The 14,091-nt window shown below is 69.6% G+C and carries 17 protein-coding genes; 11 read left to right on the forward strand and 6 right to left on the reverse strand.

Annotated elements, in window-relative coordinates:
• Positions 1–32 precede the first annotated feature (32 nt).
• From ACOACQ_RS15500 to ACOACQ_RS15520, 5 genes are all read left to right on the forward strand, one after another.
• Complete coding sequence (locus tag ACOACQ_RS15500; protein WP_378595911.1) at positions 33–1,553, forward strand: LVIVD repeat-containing protein; 1,521 nt, start codon at positions 33–35, stop codon at positions 1,551–1,553.
• Between the two features lie 93 nt (positions 1,554–1,646).
• Positions 1,647–3,125: a DHA2 family efflux MFS transporter permease subunit gene (locus tag ACOACQ_RS15505; protein ID WP_420288703.1), complete on the forward strand. Its 1,479-nt coding sequence runs from the start codon at positions 1,647–1,649 to the stop codon at positions 3,123–3,125.
• Positions 3,126–3,234: 109 nt separating this feature from the next.
• The gene (locus tag ACOACQ_RS15510; protein WP_378595908.1) at positions 3,235–3,684 is read left to right on the forward strand and encodes a DoxX family protein; all 450 of its coding nucleotides are present in this window, start codon (positions 3,235–3,237) and stop codon (positions 3,682–3,684) included.
• Between the two features lie 42 nt (positions 3,685–3,726).
• Positions 3,727–4,395 (forward strand): hypothetical protein, encoded by a 669-nt coding sequence (locus tag ACOACQ_RS15515; RefSeq protein ID WP_420288704.1) that lies wholly within the window; start codon positions 3,727–3,729, stop codon positions 4,393–4,395.
• 11 nt (positions 4,396–4,406) lie between these two features.
• A complete protein-coding gene (locus ACOACQ_RS15520; RefSeq protein WP_378595906.1) occupies positions 4,407–5,174 on the forward strand; it encodes a hypothetical protein in 768 nt (255 codons plus the stop codon).
• Positions 5,175–5,190: 16 nt separating this feature from the next.
• Here ACOACQ_RS15520 and ACOACQ_RS15525 read toward each other — a convergent pair whose 3' ends face one another.
• From ACOACQ_RS15525 to ACOACQ_RS15535, 3 genes are read right to left on the reverse strand one after another with little or no spacing between them, the layout of a single operon-like run.
• Entirely contained in the window at positions 5,191–5,952 is a 762-nt protein-coding gene (locus ACOACQ_RS15525) for a MerR family transcriptional regulator (RefSeq protein ID WP_420288705.1), read from the reverse strand.
• 4 nt (positions 5,953–5,956) lie between these two features.
• Positions 5,957–6,745: an ABC transporter permease gene (locus ACOACQ_RS15530; protein WP_378595904.1), complete on the reverse strand. Its 789-nt coding sequence runs from the start codon at positions 6,743–6,745 to the stop codon at positions 5,957–5,959.
• A complete protein-coding gene (locus ACOACQ_RS15535) occupies positions 6,742–7,533 on the reverse strand; it encodes an ABC transporter ATP-binding protein (RefSeq protein ID WP_420288706.1) in 792 nt (263 codons plus the stop codon). The genes ACOACQ_RS15530 and ACOACQ_RS15535 overlap by 4 nt, the downstream gene beginning before the upstream one ends.
• A gap of 82 nt (positions 7,534–7,615) precedes the next feature.
• On the opposite strand from ACOACQ_RS15535, the gene ACOACQ_RS15540 reads away from it, so the two are divergent.
• Genes ACOACQ_RS15540 through ACOACQ_RS15550 form a run of 3 tightly spaced genes read left to right on the forward strand, consistent with a single transcriptional unit; the run spans position 7,616 to position 9,061 of the window.
• Complete coding sequence (locus ACOACQ_RS15540; protein WP_378597564.1) at positions 7,616–7,990, forward strand: MmcQ/YjbR family DNA-binding protein; 375 nt, start codon at positions 7,616–7,618, stop codon at positions 7,988–7,990.
• Between the two features lie 59 nt (positions 7,991–8,049).
• A complete protein-coding gene (locus ACOACQ_RS15545) occupies positions 8,050–8,427 on the forward strand; it encodes a DoxX family protein (protein WP_378597565.1) in 378 nt (125 codons plus the stop codon).
• 34 nt (positions 8,428–8,461) lie between these two features.
• Positions 8,462–9,061: a DUF305 domain-containing protein gene (locus ACOACQ_RS15550; protein WP_378597566.1), complete on the forward strand. Its 600-nt coding sequence runs from the start codon at positions 8,462–8,464 to the stop codon at positions 9,059–9,061.
• Here the strand turns inward: ACOACQ_RS15550 and ACOACQ_RS15555 are convergent, their stop codons facing one another.
• Together ACOACQ_RS15555 and ACOACQ_RS15560 are read right to left on the reverse strand one after the other, a co-directional pair.
• Positions 9,062–10,177, reverse strand: a complete 1,116-nt coding sequence (locus tag ACOACQ_RS15555) for a sensor histidine kinase (protein WP_420288707.1) — start codon at positions 10,175–10,177, stop codon at positions 9,062–9,064.
• Positions 10,170–10,862 carry a response regulator transcription factor gene (locus tag ACOACQ_RS15560; protein WP_378597571.1) on the reverse strand — a complete coding sequence of 231 codons (693 nt, stop codon included), beginning with the start codon at positions 10,860–10,862 and terminating at the stop codon, positions 10,170–10,172. Before ACOACQ_RS15560 ends, ACOACQ_RS15555 begins: the two co-directional genes overlap by 8 nt.
• A gap of 90 nt (positions 10,863–10,952) precedes the next feature.
• Between ACOACQ_RS15560 and ACOACQ_RS15565 the strand changes: the two genes are divergently transcribed.
• Both ACOACQ_RS15565 and ACOACQ_RS15570 read left to right on the forward strand, forming a co-directional pair.
• Positions 10,953–11,552, forward strand: a complete 600-nt coding sequence (locus ACOACQ_RS15565) for a M15 family metallopeptidase (protein WP_378597572.1) — start codon at positions 10,953–10,955, stop codon at positions 11,550–11,552.
• The gene (locus tag ACOACQ_RS15570; protein WP_378597573.1) at positions 11,549–12,127 is read left to right on the forward strand and encodes a VanZ family protein; all 579 of its coding nucleotides are present in this window, start codon (positions 11,549–11,551) and stop codon (positions 12,125–12,127) included. Before ACOACQ_RS15565 ends, ACOACQ_RS15570 begins: the two co-directional genes overlap by 4 nt.
• On the opposite strand, the gene ACOACQ_RS15575 is transcribed toward ACOACQ_RS15570, so the two are convergent.
• Positions 12,085–13,032 carry an NAD-dependent epimerase/dehydratase family protein gene (locus ACOACQ_RS15575; RefSeq protein WP_420288708.1) on the reverse strand — a complete coding sequence of 316 codons (948 nt, stop codon included), beginning with the start codon at positions 13,030–13,032 and terminating at the stop codon, positions 12,085–12,087. The genes ACOACQ_RS15570 and ACOACQ_RS15575 overlap by 43 nt on opposite strands.
• A gap of 100 nt (positions 13,033–13,132) precedes the next feature.
• Here ACOACQ_RS15575 and ACOACQ_RS15580 point away from each other — a divergent pair, with 100 nt between their 5' ends.
• Positions 13,133–14,041 carry an RNA polymerase sigma-70 factor gene (locus ACOACQ_RS15580; RefSeq protein WP_420288709.1) on the forward strand — a complete coding sequence of 303 codons (909 nt, stop codon included), beginning with the start codon at positions 13,133–13,135 and terminating at the stop codon, positions 14,039–14,041.
• The last annotated feature ends 50 nt before the right edge of the window (positions 14,042–14,091 follow it).

Consider the following 14,091-nt stretch of genomic DNA (forward strand, 5'->3'; position numbering starts at 1 on the left):
GGATCCGCAGCCAACTTTTCTCGGGAGTGAACATGGCGATCCCTGTCCCCCTGCGCCTGCGCAGGCTCGGCGTCACCACGCTGGGCGTGCTGGCCCTCGGCATCACGGCAGTGACCCTGCCCGCCGACGCCCATGACGGCAACCACGACGACCCGGGCGGGCACGCATGTCCACCCGGCCAGGAGCGCGCCGCCGAAAGGGCCGGCGACAACTTCGACGATGCCTGCCAGCCGGGCCAGGACATCGCGCAGCTCGATGACAGCGCCGCGGTCCTCGCACCCGGCGAGGTCGACAAGAGCCGCAACATCTCGTTGCTCGCCAACCTCCCCAAGTCCGGCGCGTTCACGGCCGAGTCGTCGTTCGAGACCGACCTCGCCTTCCAGGGCAACTACGCCTTCCAGGGCAACTACGACGGCCTGACCGTCTACGACATCCGCAAGCCGCACAAGCCGAAGATCGTGACCCAGGTGCTCTGCCCCGGGTCGCAGAACGACATCTCGGTCCACGGCGACCTGCTCGTCCTCAGTGTGGACTCGAGCCGCAGCAACAACACCTGCGACAACGTGCCCCAGTCGGCGACGATCAAGGAGTCGTGGGAGGGCATCCGGGTCTTCGACATCAGTGACCCGACCTCGCCGCAGTACGTCGCAGCGGTCGAGACCGCGTGCGGGTCCCACACCCACACGCTGGCGCCGTCGGAGGACGGCAAGGACGTGTTCGTCTACGCGTCGTCGTACTCACCGAACGCGAACTTCCCCGACTGCCAGCCGCCGCACGACCAGATCAGCGTGGTGAAGGTGCCGGTGGATGCGCCGGAGGACGCGGCGATCGTGAGCACGCCCGTGCTGTTCCCCGAGGGCGGCAACCCCGCGGGTGGGTACTCCCGCGAGACCTCCGGCTGCCACGACCTGACGGCGTACCCGGCCAAGGACATCGCGGCCGGCGCCTGCATGGGTGACGGCGTGCTGCTCGACATCTCCGACCGGGCGAACCCGGTGGTGACCGAGCAGGTCCGCGACACGGAGAACTTCGCGTTCTGGCACTCCGCCACGTTCAACAACGCCGGCACCAAGGTCGTCTTCACCGACGAGCTCGGCGGCGGCGGTGGCCCGACCTGCAACCCGACCGTCGGTGACGTGAAGGGGGCCGACGGCATCTACGACATCGTCGGCGGCAAGCTGCAGTTCCGCTCGTACTTCAAGATCCCGCGGACCCAGGCCAACACGGAGAACTGTGTGGCCCACAACGGCTCGCTGGTGCCGGTGAAGGGCCGCGACATCATGGTCCAGGCGTGGTACCAGGGCGGCATCTCGGTGTGGGACTTCACCGACTCGGCCCACCCCAAGGAGATCGCGTACTACGACCGTGGACCCCTCTCGGAGGAGCGGCTGATCCTCGGCGGCTCGTGGTCGGCGTACTGGTACAACGGCCACATCTACTCCAGTGACATCCAGCTGGGCTTCGACGTGTTCAAGGTGAACGACCCGCGCGTCGCCCCGGCCCAGGGTGTGTCGATCGGCGAGCTGAACGTGCAGTCGCAGACGTCGTACTAGCCGCAAGCACGGAAGCCCCCGCAACTCTGGCGGGGGCTTTCGTGTGTCCGGAGGACTTGACCTCAACGAAAGTTGAGGTTGGACGGTAGGTCCATGACCGCCGTCACCAGCCCGTCCCTCGCGTCCCGCAGCGCCACCACCGTCGCCCTCACCGTCATCGCCGGGACGGTGATGATCCCGCTCGACGTCACCGTCGTGGCCGTGGCGCTCGCACCCCTCGCCCAGGAGACGGGCGCGTCGCTGCCGGTGATCCAGTGGGTCAGCACCGGCTACACGCTCGCACTGGCCAGCGTGATTCCTGCCGCCGCCTGGGCGATCCGGAGGTACGGCGCCCGATCGGTCTTCCTGATGGCGATCGCCCTGTTCACCGCAGGATCGGCACTGGTCGCCACGGCCTGGGACGCACCGAGCCTGATCGCCTTCCGGGTGGTCCAGGGCATCGGCGGCGGGTTCGTGATGCCGGCGGCGATGACCCTCGCGCTGCGTGCCGCGCCGGCCGGTGACCGCGGCCGGGTGATGGCGCTGCTCGGGCTGCCCATCCTGGTCGGGCCGGTCCTCGGGCCGCCGCTCGGCGGCTGGGTACTGGACACCCTGTCGTGGCGCTGGATCTTCCTGGTCAACGTGCCCGTCGGACTGGTTGCGCTGTGGCTGGGCCGGCGCAACCTGCCTGCGGTGCCGGGCGACCCGACCGTGCCCCTCGACCGGGCCGGCCTGTTCCTGCTGGCTCCGGCGATGGCGCTGCTGGTGGTGGGGACGTCCCTGTCCGAGGGCAGCCTCTCGGACCTCAGGTCGGTGCTGCCGATCGGGCTGGGACTGGTGCTGCTCGCCGGGTTCGTGCGGCATGCCCTGGGCACCGCCGTACCGCTGCTGAAGGTGCGCCTGCTCGGGGTGCGGGCCACGGGCGGCGGAGCTCTGCTGCTCGTCCTCTTCGCCGGCGGCTACTTCTCGACGCTCATCCTGGTGCCGCTCTACTTCCAGGTCGCGCGCGGCGAGACGGCCACCACGGCCGGACTGCTGATGGTTCCCCAGGCGATCGTCGCCGGGATCTCGATCCAGGTCTCCGGCCGTCTGATCGACCGGGTGCCGCCCGTGCGGGTGATCTCGACCGGGATCGCGATGGCGGTGGTCGGGTACGGCGGCTTCACCCTGCAACTGGCTGCCGACACTTCGTACTGGTCCCTGGTGCCGTTCCTGATGCTCGGCACGACCGGGGCGGGAGCGACCATGCTTCCGACGATCACCCTGGCGACCCGCGACCTGGCGGACGACGACATCCCGTCGGGCAGCACGATGATCAACGTCCTCAACCAGCTCGCCGCCTCGGTCACCACGGCCGCCGTCGCGGTGCTCCTCGCCGGCCAGCTGTCGACGCGGCTTCCCCGGTTGGGCGACGACGGGATCGGCGAACTGCAAGGACTCTCCACCGCTGAACGGCTCGCCCTCGCACCGGACGTCAGCGCTGCCGTGCAGTCGGCCTTCTGGCTCCCCGTGGCCATGATGGCCGGGGCGCTGGTCGTCGCCCTGGTGGTGCTCCGTCCCCGTACGACATCGGCTGATCGCGCCGCCACCTGACCGGAGGTGCACCGGATTCCTTCAGGAACCCCACAGGTTCGTGCGCCAGCATTGGATGAAGGTTCAACTACCTTGGACCGCTCATCAACGACGCCCACTCGGAGGCACCATGCACGCCCTTCTCGGATTCAGCACGCCCGCTCCACTGCGCGACATCGTCCTGCTCGTCGCCCGTGTGGGCCTCGGCATCGTCCTGCTCACCCACGGTCTCGACAAGCAGGAGTCCGGCTTCGGCCCCACCGCCGACGGCTTCGCGGCCATGGGGATCCCGTTGCCGGAGGTCGCCGCCGGCTACGCGCTCGTGGCCGAGATCGGCGGTGGAGCCCTCCTCATCGCCGGACTGCTGACTCCCCTGGCCGGACTGCTGGTGGTGGGCCAGATGGCCGGCGCGTTCTGGTACGCCCACCGCGGCACCGAGGTGCTCTCCTCGGCCGGTGGCTGGGAACTGGTCGGCGTGATCGGGTTCCTCGCGCTCGTCCTGGCCGGCACCGGGGCCGGGCGGATTTCCCTCGACCGGCTGATCGTCGGGCGCGCCGAGCCCGCCCCGGTCACCAGCTGACCCCTGGTCCGATCCGCCGGGGTCTGGTGGGAGGCTGGATCCATGCACGACGAGTCCAACGCCTGCCGGTCGACCGCTTCGGGATCATCCGAGGTCGGGGCGCAGCTGGCGGCGTGGCTCGAGGAGCTCGACCTCGCCCAGCACCTGGGCGAGGCCGGGCTTCCGACATTCGAGCGCGACTCCGACGGGGTGGCCCGGTGGCGCGATCCTGCGACCGGGTTGCCGATGAGCGCGGACCAGATCCAGGCCCTGGACCGGATGCTGCACCAGGACGGGGACGACCCGGCCCACGCGGTCCCGCTGGCGCTGGTGCAGCTGCGGCGACAGGCACGGGTCCGCACGGCCCTGCTCGCCACGGCGTCGCACAGCTACGCGAGCCTCGCCGAGATCCGCGGCGCGTCGGAGAACGCGACCCGGTTCGACGTCCACAAGGCAGCGGAGCGCCGCGCCCTGCTGGTCGTGCCGCACGACGGCGGCACCCTGGTCCCGGCGTTCCAGCTCGATGCGGCCGGTGAGCTGCGCGCCGAGCTCGGCCCGGTGCTCGAGCCACTGCTCGCCTCGACGATGGATGCGTGGCAGGTGTGGGCGTGGCTCACCCAGCCCGCCGGGCTGCTGGGTGGTGCGGTCCCGCACGAGGCCGCGCGCGACAGTGAGGAAGCCGCGATCGTCCGGCATGCCGCCGTACGACTGGCGGAACGGGCAGCTCGTTGAACGAGGGCCCCGTGGGCGCGGACCTGGAGGATCGCATCCTGTCCGTTCTGCCGTTCGGATCGGCGTCGGAGCGCGAGCACCTCATGGCCAACCTTGGCCGGGTCGGTGGCAACCGCACATTGGCGGTGCTGATCCCGATCGTCGATGGCTCGACGAAGACGTCGGGTTCGGAGCGCGACGTCGCGCTGCAAACTCTCGGTGCTCACCGGTCGGCCGCGGACCACGTGCACCTGTATGCGCGGGCGCTCAAGGAGCGGAACCTGCACAACCAGTGCGTCGCCCTGATGCTGCTGCGGCGCTGGGACACGACAGGGGCCGCAGCCCCTGCGGTGGCAGCGTGGGTCAAGCAACGCCTGCACGGTCGAACGGCCAGAAAGACCAAGGACTTCGCTGAGCTGCCGATGGCCATCGGCTACTTCGCGGGCATCGACGATCTCGCCACACTGGCGTCGCTTTTCGAGCGGTACGACGACCAGGTGGATGGTGTCGACCGTCTGGTGCTGGAGTTCATGTGGCCCCGCGAACAGCGACAGCGGTGGGCGAGCGGAGCCACAGCAGACCGGCCCAACCTCGACGGACTCGGCGACCACGGCCACTCGTATCAGTTCTACCTCCGCTACGACGCCCTGCTGGCCGGGATCGAGAACCTCCAGTTGCCGCCTGAGATCGGCGCCGAGGAGGAGGCTCAGTGGGCAGCTGAACGAGAGCTGGAGTGGGAAGCCGAGCTCACCCAACTCCTGACCAAGCTGGAACGTCGCCGGGACAAGGCCCGTTCGTAGCCCCACCCTGAGCCACTCAGATGCGCTCCAGCTTCGTCCACCCGGTCCAGCCGCGCTCCTCGAGGAGCCCGAGCAACGTGCGGGCCAGGGGCACGGCGTCGAGGAACACCGAGTCGAGCAGCTCGACGAGGTCGTTGGGGAGCTCGAAGGCCTCCCACTCCTCGAGGTCGGTCTCCTCGCTGGCCTCGAACATCGACACCATCCGGTCGGCGAACGCGGGGAGGCGCGGGTCGTCGGGCGCCCATTCGAGGGCTTCGTCGAGGTCGCCGTAGAAGTCGGCGACCACGGGGTCGTCCAGCTGGTTGCCCTTGAGCTCCATGAAGAGCGGCATGTGCTCCGGGAGCTGCGCAGCGACGAGGATCCACGCGTCGCGCTCGCCCTCGATCAGGCGCTCCGAGACCCCCGCTGCCCGCAGCCGGTCGAGGTAGGCCACGGCTTCGGGCGGCAGCGCGAGGTTGTCACCGGCCGCGAGCTGGGCGATCCGCTCGCGGTGCCGCTGGCGTTCGCGGATCTCGGCCCGCAACCGCTGGTCGATGTCGGTGACCGCGACCGCGAACTCGTCAGGGTCGGCGGCGAGCAGCTCCTGGACCCTGGCCAGGGGCACGCCGGCCTCCGCCAGCGTGCGGATCTTGATCAGGTCGGCGACCGCCCTGGCGTCGTACCGCCGGTAGCCGGAGTGATTGCGTTCAGGCTCCGGCATCAGGCCCTTCGCGTGATAGTGGCGTACGGCGCGCACCGTCACTCCGGCGTACGACGCCAGCTCACCGATCGTCAGCATGGGATCAGCGTGCCTGAGCCCGGGCGAAGAGTCGGCGTGCCCACGCGAAGCTGAGCACGGTGATCAGCACGCACCAGGCGATCGCCCACGCCAGGTCGGCGCCCGGGGCACGACCGTCGAAGCAGGCGCGGAGGGTGTCGATGATCGGGGTGAAGGGCTGGTTCTCCGCCACCCAGGCCAGCCCGGTCGACATGGAATCGGTGGGTACGAACGCGCTGGAGATGAACGGCAGCAGCACCAGGAACATCGGGGTGTTGCTGGCCGTCTCCACGCTGTCCGCAACGAGGCCGAGGGCGACGCAGAGCCAGGTGAGCGCGATGGCCAGCAGCGTCAGGACGCCGATCGCACCGAGCCAGCCCACGGGACCGGCGTCGGGGCGCCAGCCCAGCGCGACCGCGATCGCCAGCACCACCGTCACAGCCAGGACGGTCTGCACCAGTGCGGCCAGGACGAGACCGGTCAACACGGACGACTTCGCGATCGGCATCGTGCGGAACCGGTCGATGATCCCCTCGGTGGCGTCCTTCGCGGCATAGATCGCGATGCTGAGCGCGACCGAGGACACGGTCACCAGCAGGATCGCGGGCGACACGTAGGCGAGGTAGTCGTCGCGGTCGCCGCCACCGGGCAGCCCGGCGCCCATGGTGCCGCCGAAGACATAGACGAACAGCAGCAGGAACAGGACCGGCTGCGCGATCAGCATGATCGTGAGCGACGGGTAACGGACCATGTGCTTGAGGTTGCGGCGCAGCATGGTGATCGAGTCGCGGGCGGTGAGGGCGAGCGTCGTCATCGGACCGGCTCCTTGGTGTCGTCGTTGCTGTCGAGGTCGGTGGCCGGGGTGGCCGGATGACCGGTTAGGGCGAGGAAGACGTCGTCGAGCGTCTCCCCTCCCGCCAGTGCCTTGAGCTCGGCCGGTGTCCCCTCGGCGACCAGCCGGCCGTTGTCGAGCAGCCCCACTTGGTGGGCGAGCTGGTCGGCCTCCTCGAGGTACTGGGTGGTGAGGAAGACCGTCACCCCTTCGGTGAGGAGCTCGCGCACGATCTGCCACAGGTCCCGGCGGCTGCGCGGATCCAGGCCCGTCGTCGGCTCGTCGAGGAAGATCAGCTGCGGTCGGCTCACCAGCGTCATGGCCAGGTCGAGCCGCCGCTTCATGCCGCCGGAGTACGTCGCCGCACGCCGGTCAGCCGCGTCGGTCAGGCCGAAGCGTTCGAGCAGCTCGGCCGCGCGCGCCGCTGCCTCCCGCCGGGGCAGGTGCGCCAGGTCGGCCATCAACCGGACGTTCTCCCGGCCGGTGAGCAGCTCGTCGATGGCGGAGAACTGCCCGGTCACCCCGATCGATCGTCGTACGTCGTCCGACTGGGTGCGGACGTCGTACCCGGCGACGCGGGCGGAGCCCCCGTCGGCGGTGGTGAGGGTGGAGAGGATGCGGACGATGGTGGTCTTGCCGGCGCCGTTGGGGCCGAGCAGGGCGTAGACCGTGCCCTCGGCCACGGCGATGTCGACGCCGTCGAGGACGGTGTGGTCGCCGTACGCCTTGCGCAGCCCGACGACGTCGATGGCGGTTGCTGTCTGGTTCATGCGACCACCCTCAAGGGTTGACGCTGCGTCAGGGTCAAGCCCTGTTTTCGAACGACCAAAAACGCGAGAGGCTGGGTCCACCATGGCCGTGATCGAGGACGTACGAGCGCTGGGCTCCGAGCTCGAGCGCTCCTACGAGGTGTACGTGCGCAACCGCCTGAAGTTCCGGGTCAAGCAGATCGTGTACGCCGCCTTCTCCCTCGACGAGACGGTGATGGGCTTCGCCTTCCCCAAGGAGGAACGGGCCGCGCTGGTCGCAGGCGATCCGCACAAGTTCCAGCTGCCGTCGGAGTCGGACCTGCGCTTCCACTGGGTGCACGCGAGCCTGGCGGCGCTGGACCCGGTCGAGGCACGCGAGCTCGTCGTCGACGCCTGGCGGATGGTGGTGCCGCAGAAGGTCGCGCGTGCCTACGACCTCACGCACGCCGACGGACCCGGCGAGCCGACGGAGTCGTAGACACGTCCACTAGCCTCGACGGTGACCGGAACATTCGAGTTCCACCGAAGGAGCCTGCGTTGAACGTCGTCGTCTGGATCGTCTCGGGCCTGCTGGCCGCGCTGTTCCTCATGGCCGGCACCATGAAGCTGGCCAAGTCCAAGGAACAGATCCTCGCTGACCCGAAGATGGGTTGGGCCGAGTCGTTCTCTCCGGGGACGATCAAGCTCATCGGCGCAGCGGAGGTCGCCGGCGCCCTCGGCCTGATCCTGCCGGGCGCCTTCGACGTCGCCACCTGGCTGGTCCCGGCCGCGGCCATCGGCCTGGCCGTCACGATGGCCGGCGCGGCGATCACCCACACCCGCCGCAACGAGTGGCCGAGCGTCGCGTTCACCGTCGTCCTGCTGGCGCTCGCTGTCTTCGTCGCGGTGGAGCGGATCGGCCCGCAGGCCTTCTGACGGACGCGACCACCACCCGGGGAGAACCAGCACCATGAACAAGAACGTCCTGGCCCTTCTGGTGGCGGTGTCGCTCAGCCTCGCCGCCTGTTCAGACGACCCGGAGCACGGCGCTGACCACCCCTCCTCCAGCATCGCGGAGAGCGAGGACTTCAACCAGGCCGATGTCGACTTCGCGACCGACATGATCCAGCACCACGCCCAGGCCCTGTCGATGGTCGACCTGGTCGATGCCGACGCGTCCCTCGAGCTGACCACCTTGGCCGAACAGATCCGGCTCGCCCAGGGTCCCGAGATCGAGACTATGGTCGACTGGCTGACCGACTGGGGCCAGCCCATCCCCGAGACCATGCGCGACCACGCCAACGCGCACAGCGACGACGAGATGGCAGTGGACTCCGACATGCCCGGCATGGTCAGTGCCGAGGACCTGGACGATCTCGACGCCGCTCAGGGCGAGGAATTCGAACGGAGGTGGCTGCAGCTGATGATCGAGCACCACGAGGGCGCCATCGAGATGGCCCGCGACGAGGAGTCCACGGGCGAACACCCCGACGCACGCGACCTCGCCGAGACGATCATCGAGACCCAGCAGGCCGAGATCGACGCGATGAAGGCGCTGCTCGGGTCCTGACTAGCCCGTCGCCGAAGGCAGCACCACGCTGACGACCAGCCCGCCCTCGGGGCGCGGCGTCAGGGTGAGCGTGCCGTCGTGCGCCTTCACGATGCTCTGGACGATGGCCAGTCCCAGGCCGATGCCGGCGTGGTCGGTACGGATCCGCTGGTTCCCGCGCTGGAAGGGCTCGACGAGGGTCGCCACCAGTTGAGGGGTGAGCTTCTCTCCCGTGCTCTCGACCGTGAGTACGACGCCCGCCCGATGTGCGCCGGTTCGTACCCACACCGCCCCGGACTCGGGCAGGTTGTGCACGATCGCGTTGTGCACGAGGTTCGTCGTCATCTGCAGGAGGAGCGCCTGCGAGCCGGTGGTCAGTGCCTGGTCGCCGGACGTCTCGATGGTGGTCCCACGCTTCTCGGCGAGCGGGAGCAGCGTCTCCGTTGCCTCCTCGGCAGCGAGTGAGAGGTCGACGGCGCCGCGGGCGAAGGCCTGCTGGTCGGCGCGGCTGAGCATCAGCAGCGCCTCGGTGAGGTCGATCGCGCGCGCGTTGACGTGGTGCAGCCGGTCGATGAGCTCGTCGACGTTGCGGGTCGGTTCGTTGCGGGCGACCTCGAGCAGGGTCTGGGTGATCGTCAGCGGCGTGCGCAGCTCGTGCGACGCATTCGCGGCGAAGCGCTGTTGCTCGGCGACATGCGCCTCGAGGCGCGCGAGCATGGCGTCGAAGTCGTCCGCGAGCTGGCGGAACTCGTCGTTGCGCCCCTCCATCTGGATCCGGTGGGAGAGCGAGCCGGTCGTGGCCTGTCGCGTGGCGCGGGTGATCCGGTTCAGTGGCGCGAGCATGCGGCCGGCGAGGATCCATCCACCGACAAGCCCGAACAGCAGCATGCAGCCGAGCGCGATCGCTGCCTTGGGCACGAATGCGCGTTCGAGGTCGGACCGGTTCGGGATGAAGGCGGGCTGTGGGGAGGACCGATCGGGGACGACGAATCCGCCCCCGGTGCTGGTCACCTCCGGCACGTAGCGCAGCAGGAACACCCACACCACCGCGAGCAGCAGCGTCCCGGCCACCATCAGGAACCCGGCATAGCTGAGGGTCAGCTTGAGCCGCACGCTCAGGCCCGGCGACCTACGCACTGCCAGCTCCTTCAGCGGTCGACGGAGTGGTGTCGATCCGGTAGCCGACCCCGGGCACCGTCGCGATCAGCCACGGTTCACCGAGCCGCTTGCGCAGCGACGACACGGTGATCCGTACGGCGTTGGTGAACGGGTCGGCGTTCTCGTCCCACGCCCGCTCCAGCAGCTCCTCGGCGCTGATCACGCCTCCCTCTGCCCCGACCAGGACCTCGAGGACGGCGAACTGCTTGCGGGTGAGCGCGACGTACCGACCGTCGCGGTAGACCTCGCGGCGGAACGGGTCGAGCCGCAGGCCGGCGATCTCGCTGACGGGCGGCCGGTTGTGGGCTCGCCGACGATCGAGCGCCCGCAGCCGGAGCACCAGCTCACGCAGGTCGAAGGGCTTGGTGAGGTAGTCGTCCGCGCCGAGCTCGAAGCCGGTGGCCTTGTCGTCGAGCCGGTCGGCGGCGGTGAGCATCAGGATCGGCATCCCGCTTCCGGACGCGACGATGCGCTCGGCGACCTCGTCGCCCGACGGACCGGGGATGTCGCGGTCGAGGACCGCGATGTCGTAGGTGTTGATGCCCAGCAGTTCCAGTGCCGTGTCGCCGTCGCCGGCGATGTCGGCAGCGATCGCCTCCAGGCGCAGGCCATCGCGGATGGCAACTGCAAGCAGGGGTTCGTCCTCGACGATCAGCACGCGCATGGCAATGCCGATGCTACGAGCACGCGCATATCGCCGACATATCGAAAACCGCATACGGGCCGGCAACGCCGCATTGCCTTGGCTGGACGCATGAACTACGCCAAGACCATCGCGGTCGGGACGATCGTGCTCACCGCAGCGATCGCGGTCCCGCTGAGCCAGCAGGTGCTGGGCTCCACCGCTTCCACCATCACGACCCCGTTCGACGCCTTCCTCGGTGGCGACGACGGCGCCCTGGGTGAGGACGGCGGTGAGCTCCCTGACGGCGTGACCGTCTTCGACGACGACTACCCGGCCGTGGCCAACCTCGATCCCGACCTGCTGCAGGCGCTGCGCGACGCCGCGGACGATGCGGCCGGCGCCGGCATCGCCTTCCAGGTCAACAGCGGCTGGCGCTCCGAGGCGTACCAGGAGCAGCTGCTCGACGACGCTGTCGACAAGTACGGCTCCCGCGAGGAGGCGGCCCGCTGGGTGGCCACCCCGGAGACCTCCGCGCACGTCTCCGGTGACGCCGTCGACATCTCCCAGGGTGAGGCCACGAGCTGGCTGGCACGCCACGGGTCGTCGTACGGCCTCTGCCAGATCTACCGCAACGAGCCGTGGCACTTCGAGCTGCGGCCGGAAGCCACCGAGATCGGGTGTCCGCGCCCGTACGCCGACCCGACCGAGGACCCGAGGTTGCAGCAGTGAGAGGACCCGGAGTGCACGACATCCTTGGTACGGCGACGGGTATCGCCTTCGGCGCCGTCGCCCTGTTTCCCCTTGCCCTGCTGGGGATCTGGGCCCTGGCCCGTCTGCGCGTCCTCACCGGTACGCCGACCAGGTGGGCCTGGCGCACGGCGCTGGCCGACGTGGGAATCGTCTACGGGACGGTGCCGTGGGTCTGGATGACGATGTTGCCCGGCAACCAGGCGGGGCTGGTCACGGGCGCCGTGAGCCTCGTGCCGTTGCGCGACCTCGAGACGATGTCCGAGATCCAGGTCGTCGGCAACCTCGTGCTGCTCTCGGCACTGGGCTTCTTCGTCCCACTGCGGTTCCGGTCGTTGGCGTCACTGCCACGGATCGTCGTGCTCGCGGGGTGCTGCTCGGCGCTGATCGAGTCGGCGCAGTACCTGCTTCGACTCGACCGTGTGTCGTCGGTGGACGACATCCTCCTCAACACTGCAGGTGCCGGGATCGCCGCGCTGCTCTCACTCCCCTGGTGGCACCGTCCCGCAGACGATCAGCCGATCCCGGTCCGGAACCCCTCGCGCCAGCTCGTGTAGCGCGGCGCCCAGACCAGCTCGCGCTTGGCCTTCGCGTTCGACGACCCCCGCACGGTGGTCATCAGGGCCAGCCCGAACTGGCCGATCAGCGGCCGGGCCAGCCAGGCCGGCAACCTCATCGGCAACTTGCCGTCGAGCTGCTCGGCCAGGTAGGGCAGCCACTCGGCGACGGGCGCGGGGTCGTCGTCGACGACGTTGTAGATGCCCGCGGCTCCCCGTTCGATCGCGGCCACCGTCGCGGCAGCGGCGTCGTCGATGTGGATCCACGACCACACCCCCGCCCCACCGCCGACCACCGGGAACTTCGCACGCCGCACCATCTCCCCCATCTCGCCGTCACGCGACAGGGCGTTGCCCGGGCCGTAGAAGTTGCCGTAGCGAAGAACCACGCCCTCGATACCGGGCGCCGCGGTGACGACCTCCTCGACGTGCTTGATGGCGCGCAGCGTCTCCCGCGCCTCCTTGCCGGGGTCCGCCACGAGCGGGTCGTCCTCGGTCTTGACCCACCCACCGGCGCGCTCGTTGGTCCAGTGCCCGCCGTAGCTCTGCGCGACGAAGCGTCGGACACCGGACTCCCGAGCGGCCGCGATCAGGTGGTCCGTGCCCTCGATCCGCAGCCGGTTCGTCATCGCGAAGTCCTGGTCCCACTTCTTCATGTTTCCCGAGAGCGCGCTCAGCGCGGTGAGCTGGTGGACGACGACGTCGGGCTTCGCCTCGGCGACAGCGGCGCGCACGCTGTCCGCGTCGAGCGGGTCCATCACGATCCCGATGGCGCCCAGGGCATCGACGGCGGCGCGGCCGGCCTCGTTGCGGCTCGAGCCGAACACCTCGTGGCCGGCTTCGGCCAGCAGGGGCACGAGGCGGCTTCCCAGCGCTCCGGTGGCACCGGCAATGAAGATTCGCATGATCCTTTTCCCTTCGGTTGGGGGCTTGTACCCCTTCGACGGGACAGGCCTGTCAGGTGTGACAAGTCCCTGGAAGTTCTTGGCTAGTCTTGGCCGGACGATGACGGATCTCGCCCTGGCGCACGACGAACTGCGCCCGCTGATGTTCTCGATCGCCTACCGGATGCTCGGCAGCGTCGTGGAGGCCGAGGACGTCGTCCAGGACGCCTTCCTCCGTCTCCACCGCAGTTCCCTGGAGGGCGTGGACAACCTCGACGCGTACGCCACCACCGTCACCACCCGGCTCGCCATCGACACCTTGCGCTCGGCCCGCGTCCGTCGGGAGCAGTACGTCGGCCCCTGGCTGCCGGAGCCGATCGTCGACTCCGACGACGCCGACCCGGCGCACCGCATCGTGCTGGACGAAACGGTGTCGACGGCCTTCCTCGTGCTGCTCGAGGCACTCTCACCGGTGGAGCGTGCGGTGTTCGTGCTGCGCGACGTCATCGGCTACGAATACGCAGAGATCGCGGACGTCGTCGACAAGAGCGAGGCGAACTGCCGACAGATCTTCGCCCGTGCAAAGAGGCGGATCAACGACGGCAAGCCGCGCTTCGAGGCGACCCACGAAGACCGCGACCGGCTGGCCTCGGAGTTCCTCGCCGCGATGAACGACGGCGACCTGGCCGGCCTCGAGCGGTTGCTCGCCGAGGACGTCGTGTTCGTCGGCGACGGCGGCGGCCGGGCACCGGCGATCCAGAAGCCGATGGTGGGCGCGCTGGCCGTGGCCCGCTTCCTGCTCGGCCTCGTGCGTCAGGGCGACCGGTTCGGCGTCCTCCTCGACCTGGTGCAGGCCAACGGCCAACCGGCACTGCGCACCCGCGACGCCGACGGCGCGCTCCTGTGCGTGATGACGATCGATGTCGACGCCGGACGGATCGTCGGACTCGGCAACCTCCTCAACCCGGAGAAGCTCGGCCACCTCGGCGCGGTCGGTGACCTGAACACGCTCCTCGGCCACCGCGACTGAGAACCGTGCCCTCGCGCTGAACCCGGCTCTTCTGGGTACCGCAGGGGCGA

Origin of the sequence: Nocardioides sp. CPCC 206347, assembly GCF_048654605.1 — a bacterium.
Lineage (GTDB): Bacteria > Actinomycetota > Actinomycetes > Propionibacteriales > Nocardioidaceae > Nocardioides.

Bases quoted from the DNA above. Each gene is read 5' to 3' on its own strand.
- ACOACQ_RS15500 (WP_378595911.1), top strand. From the start codon at position 33: ATGGCGATCCCTGTCCCCCTGCGCCTGCGCAGGCTCGGCGTCACCACG.
- ACOACQ_RS15505 (WP_420288703.1), top strand. From the start codon at position 1,647: ATGACCGCCGTCACCAGCCCGTCCCTCGCGTCCCGCAGCGCCACCACC.
- ACOACQ_RS15510 (WP_378595908.1), top strand. From the start codon at position 3,235: ATGCACGCCCTTCTCGGATTCAGCACGCCCGCTCCACTGCGCGACATC.
- ACOACQ_RS15515 (WP_420288704.1), top strand. From the start codon at position 3,727: ATGCACGACGAGTCCAACGCCTGCCGGTCGACCGCTTCGGGATCATCC.
- ACOACQ_RS15525 (WP_420288705.1), bottom strand. From the start codon at position 5,952: ATGCTGACGATCGGTGAGCTGGCGTCGTACGCCGGAGTGACGGTGCGC.
- ACOACQ_RS15530 (WP_378595904.1), bottom strand. From the start codon at position 6,745: ATGACGACGCTCGCCCTCACCGCCCGCGACTCGATCACCATGCTGCGC.
- ACOACQ_RS15535 (WP_420288706.1), bottom strand. From the start codon at position 7,533: ATGAACCAGACAGCAACCGCCATCGACGTCGTCGGGCTGCGCAAGGCG.
- ACOACQ_RS15540 (WP_378597564.1), top strand. From the start codon at position 7,616: ATGGCCGTGATCGAGGACGTACGAGCGCTGGGCTCCGAGCTCGAGCGC.
- ACOACQ_RS15550 (WP_378597566.1), top strand. From the start codon at position 8,462: ATGAACAAGAACGTCCTGGCCCTTCTGGTGGCGGTGTCGCTCAGCCTC.
- ACOACQ_RS15560 (WP_378597571.1), bottom strand. From the start codon at position 10,862: ATGCGCGTGCTGATCGTCGAGGACGAACCCCTGCTTGCAGTTGCCATC.
- ACOACQ_RS15565 (WP_378597572.1), top strand. From the start codon at position 10,953: ATGAACTACGCCAAGACCATCGCGGTCGGGACGATCGTGCTCACCGCA.
- ACOACQ_RS15575 (WP_420288708.1), bottom strand. From the start codon at position 13,032: ATGCGAATCTTCATTGCCGGTGCCACCGGAGCGCTGGGAAGCCGCCTC.
- ACOACQ_RS15580 (WP_420288709.1), top strand. From the start codon at position 13,133: ATGACGGATCTCGCCCTGGCGCACGACGAACTGCGCCCGCTGATGTTC.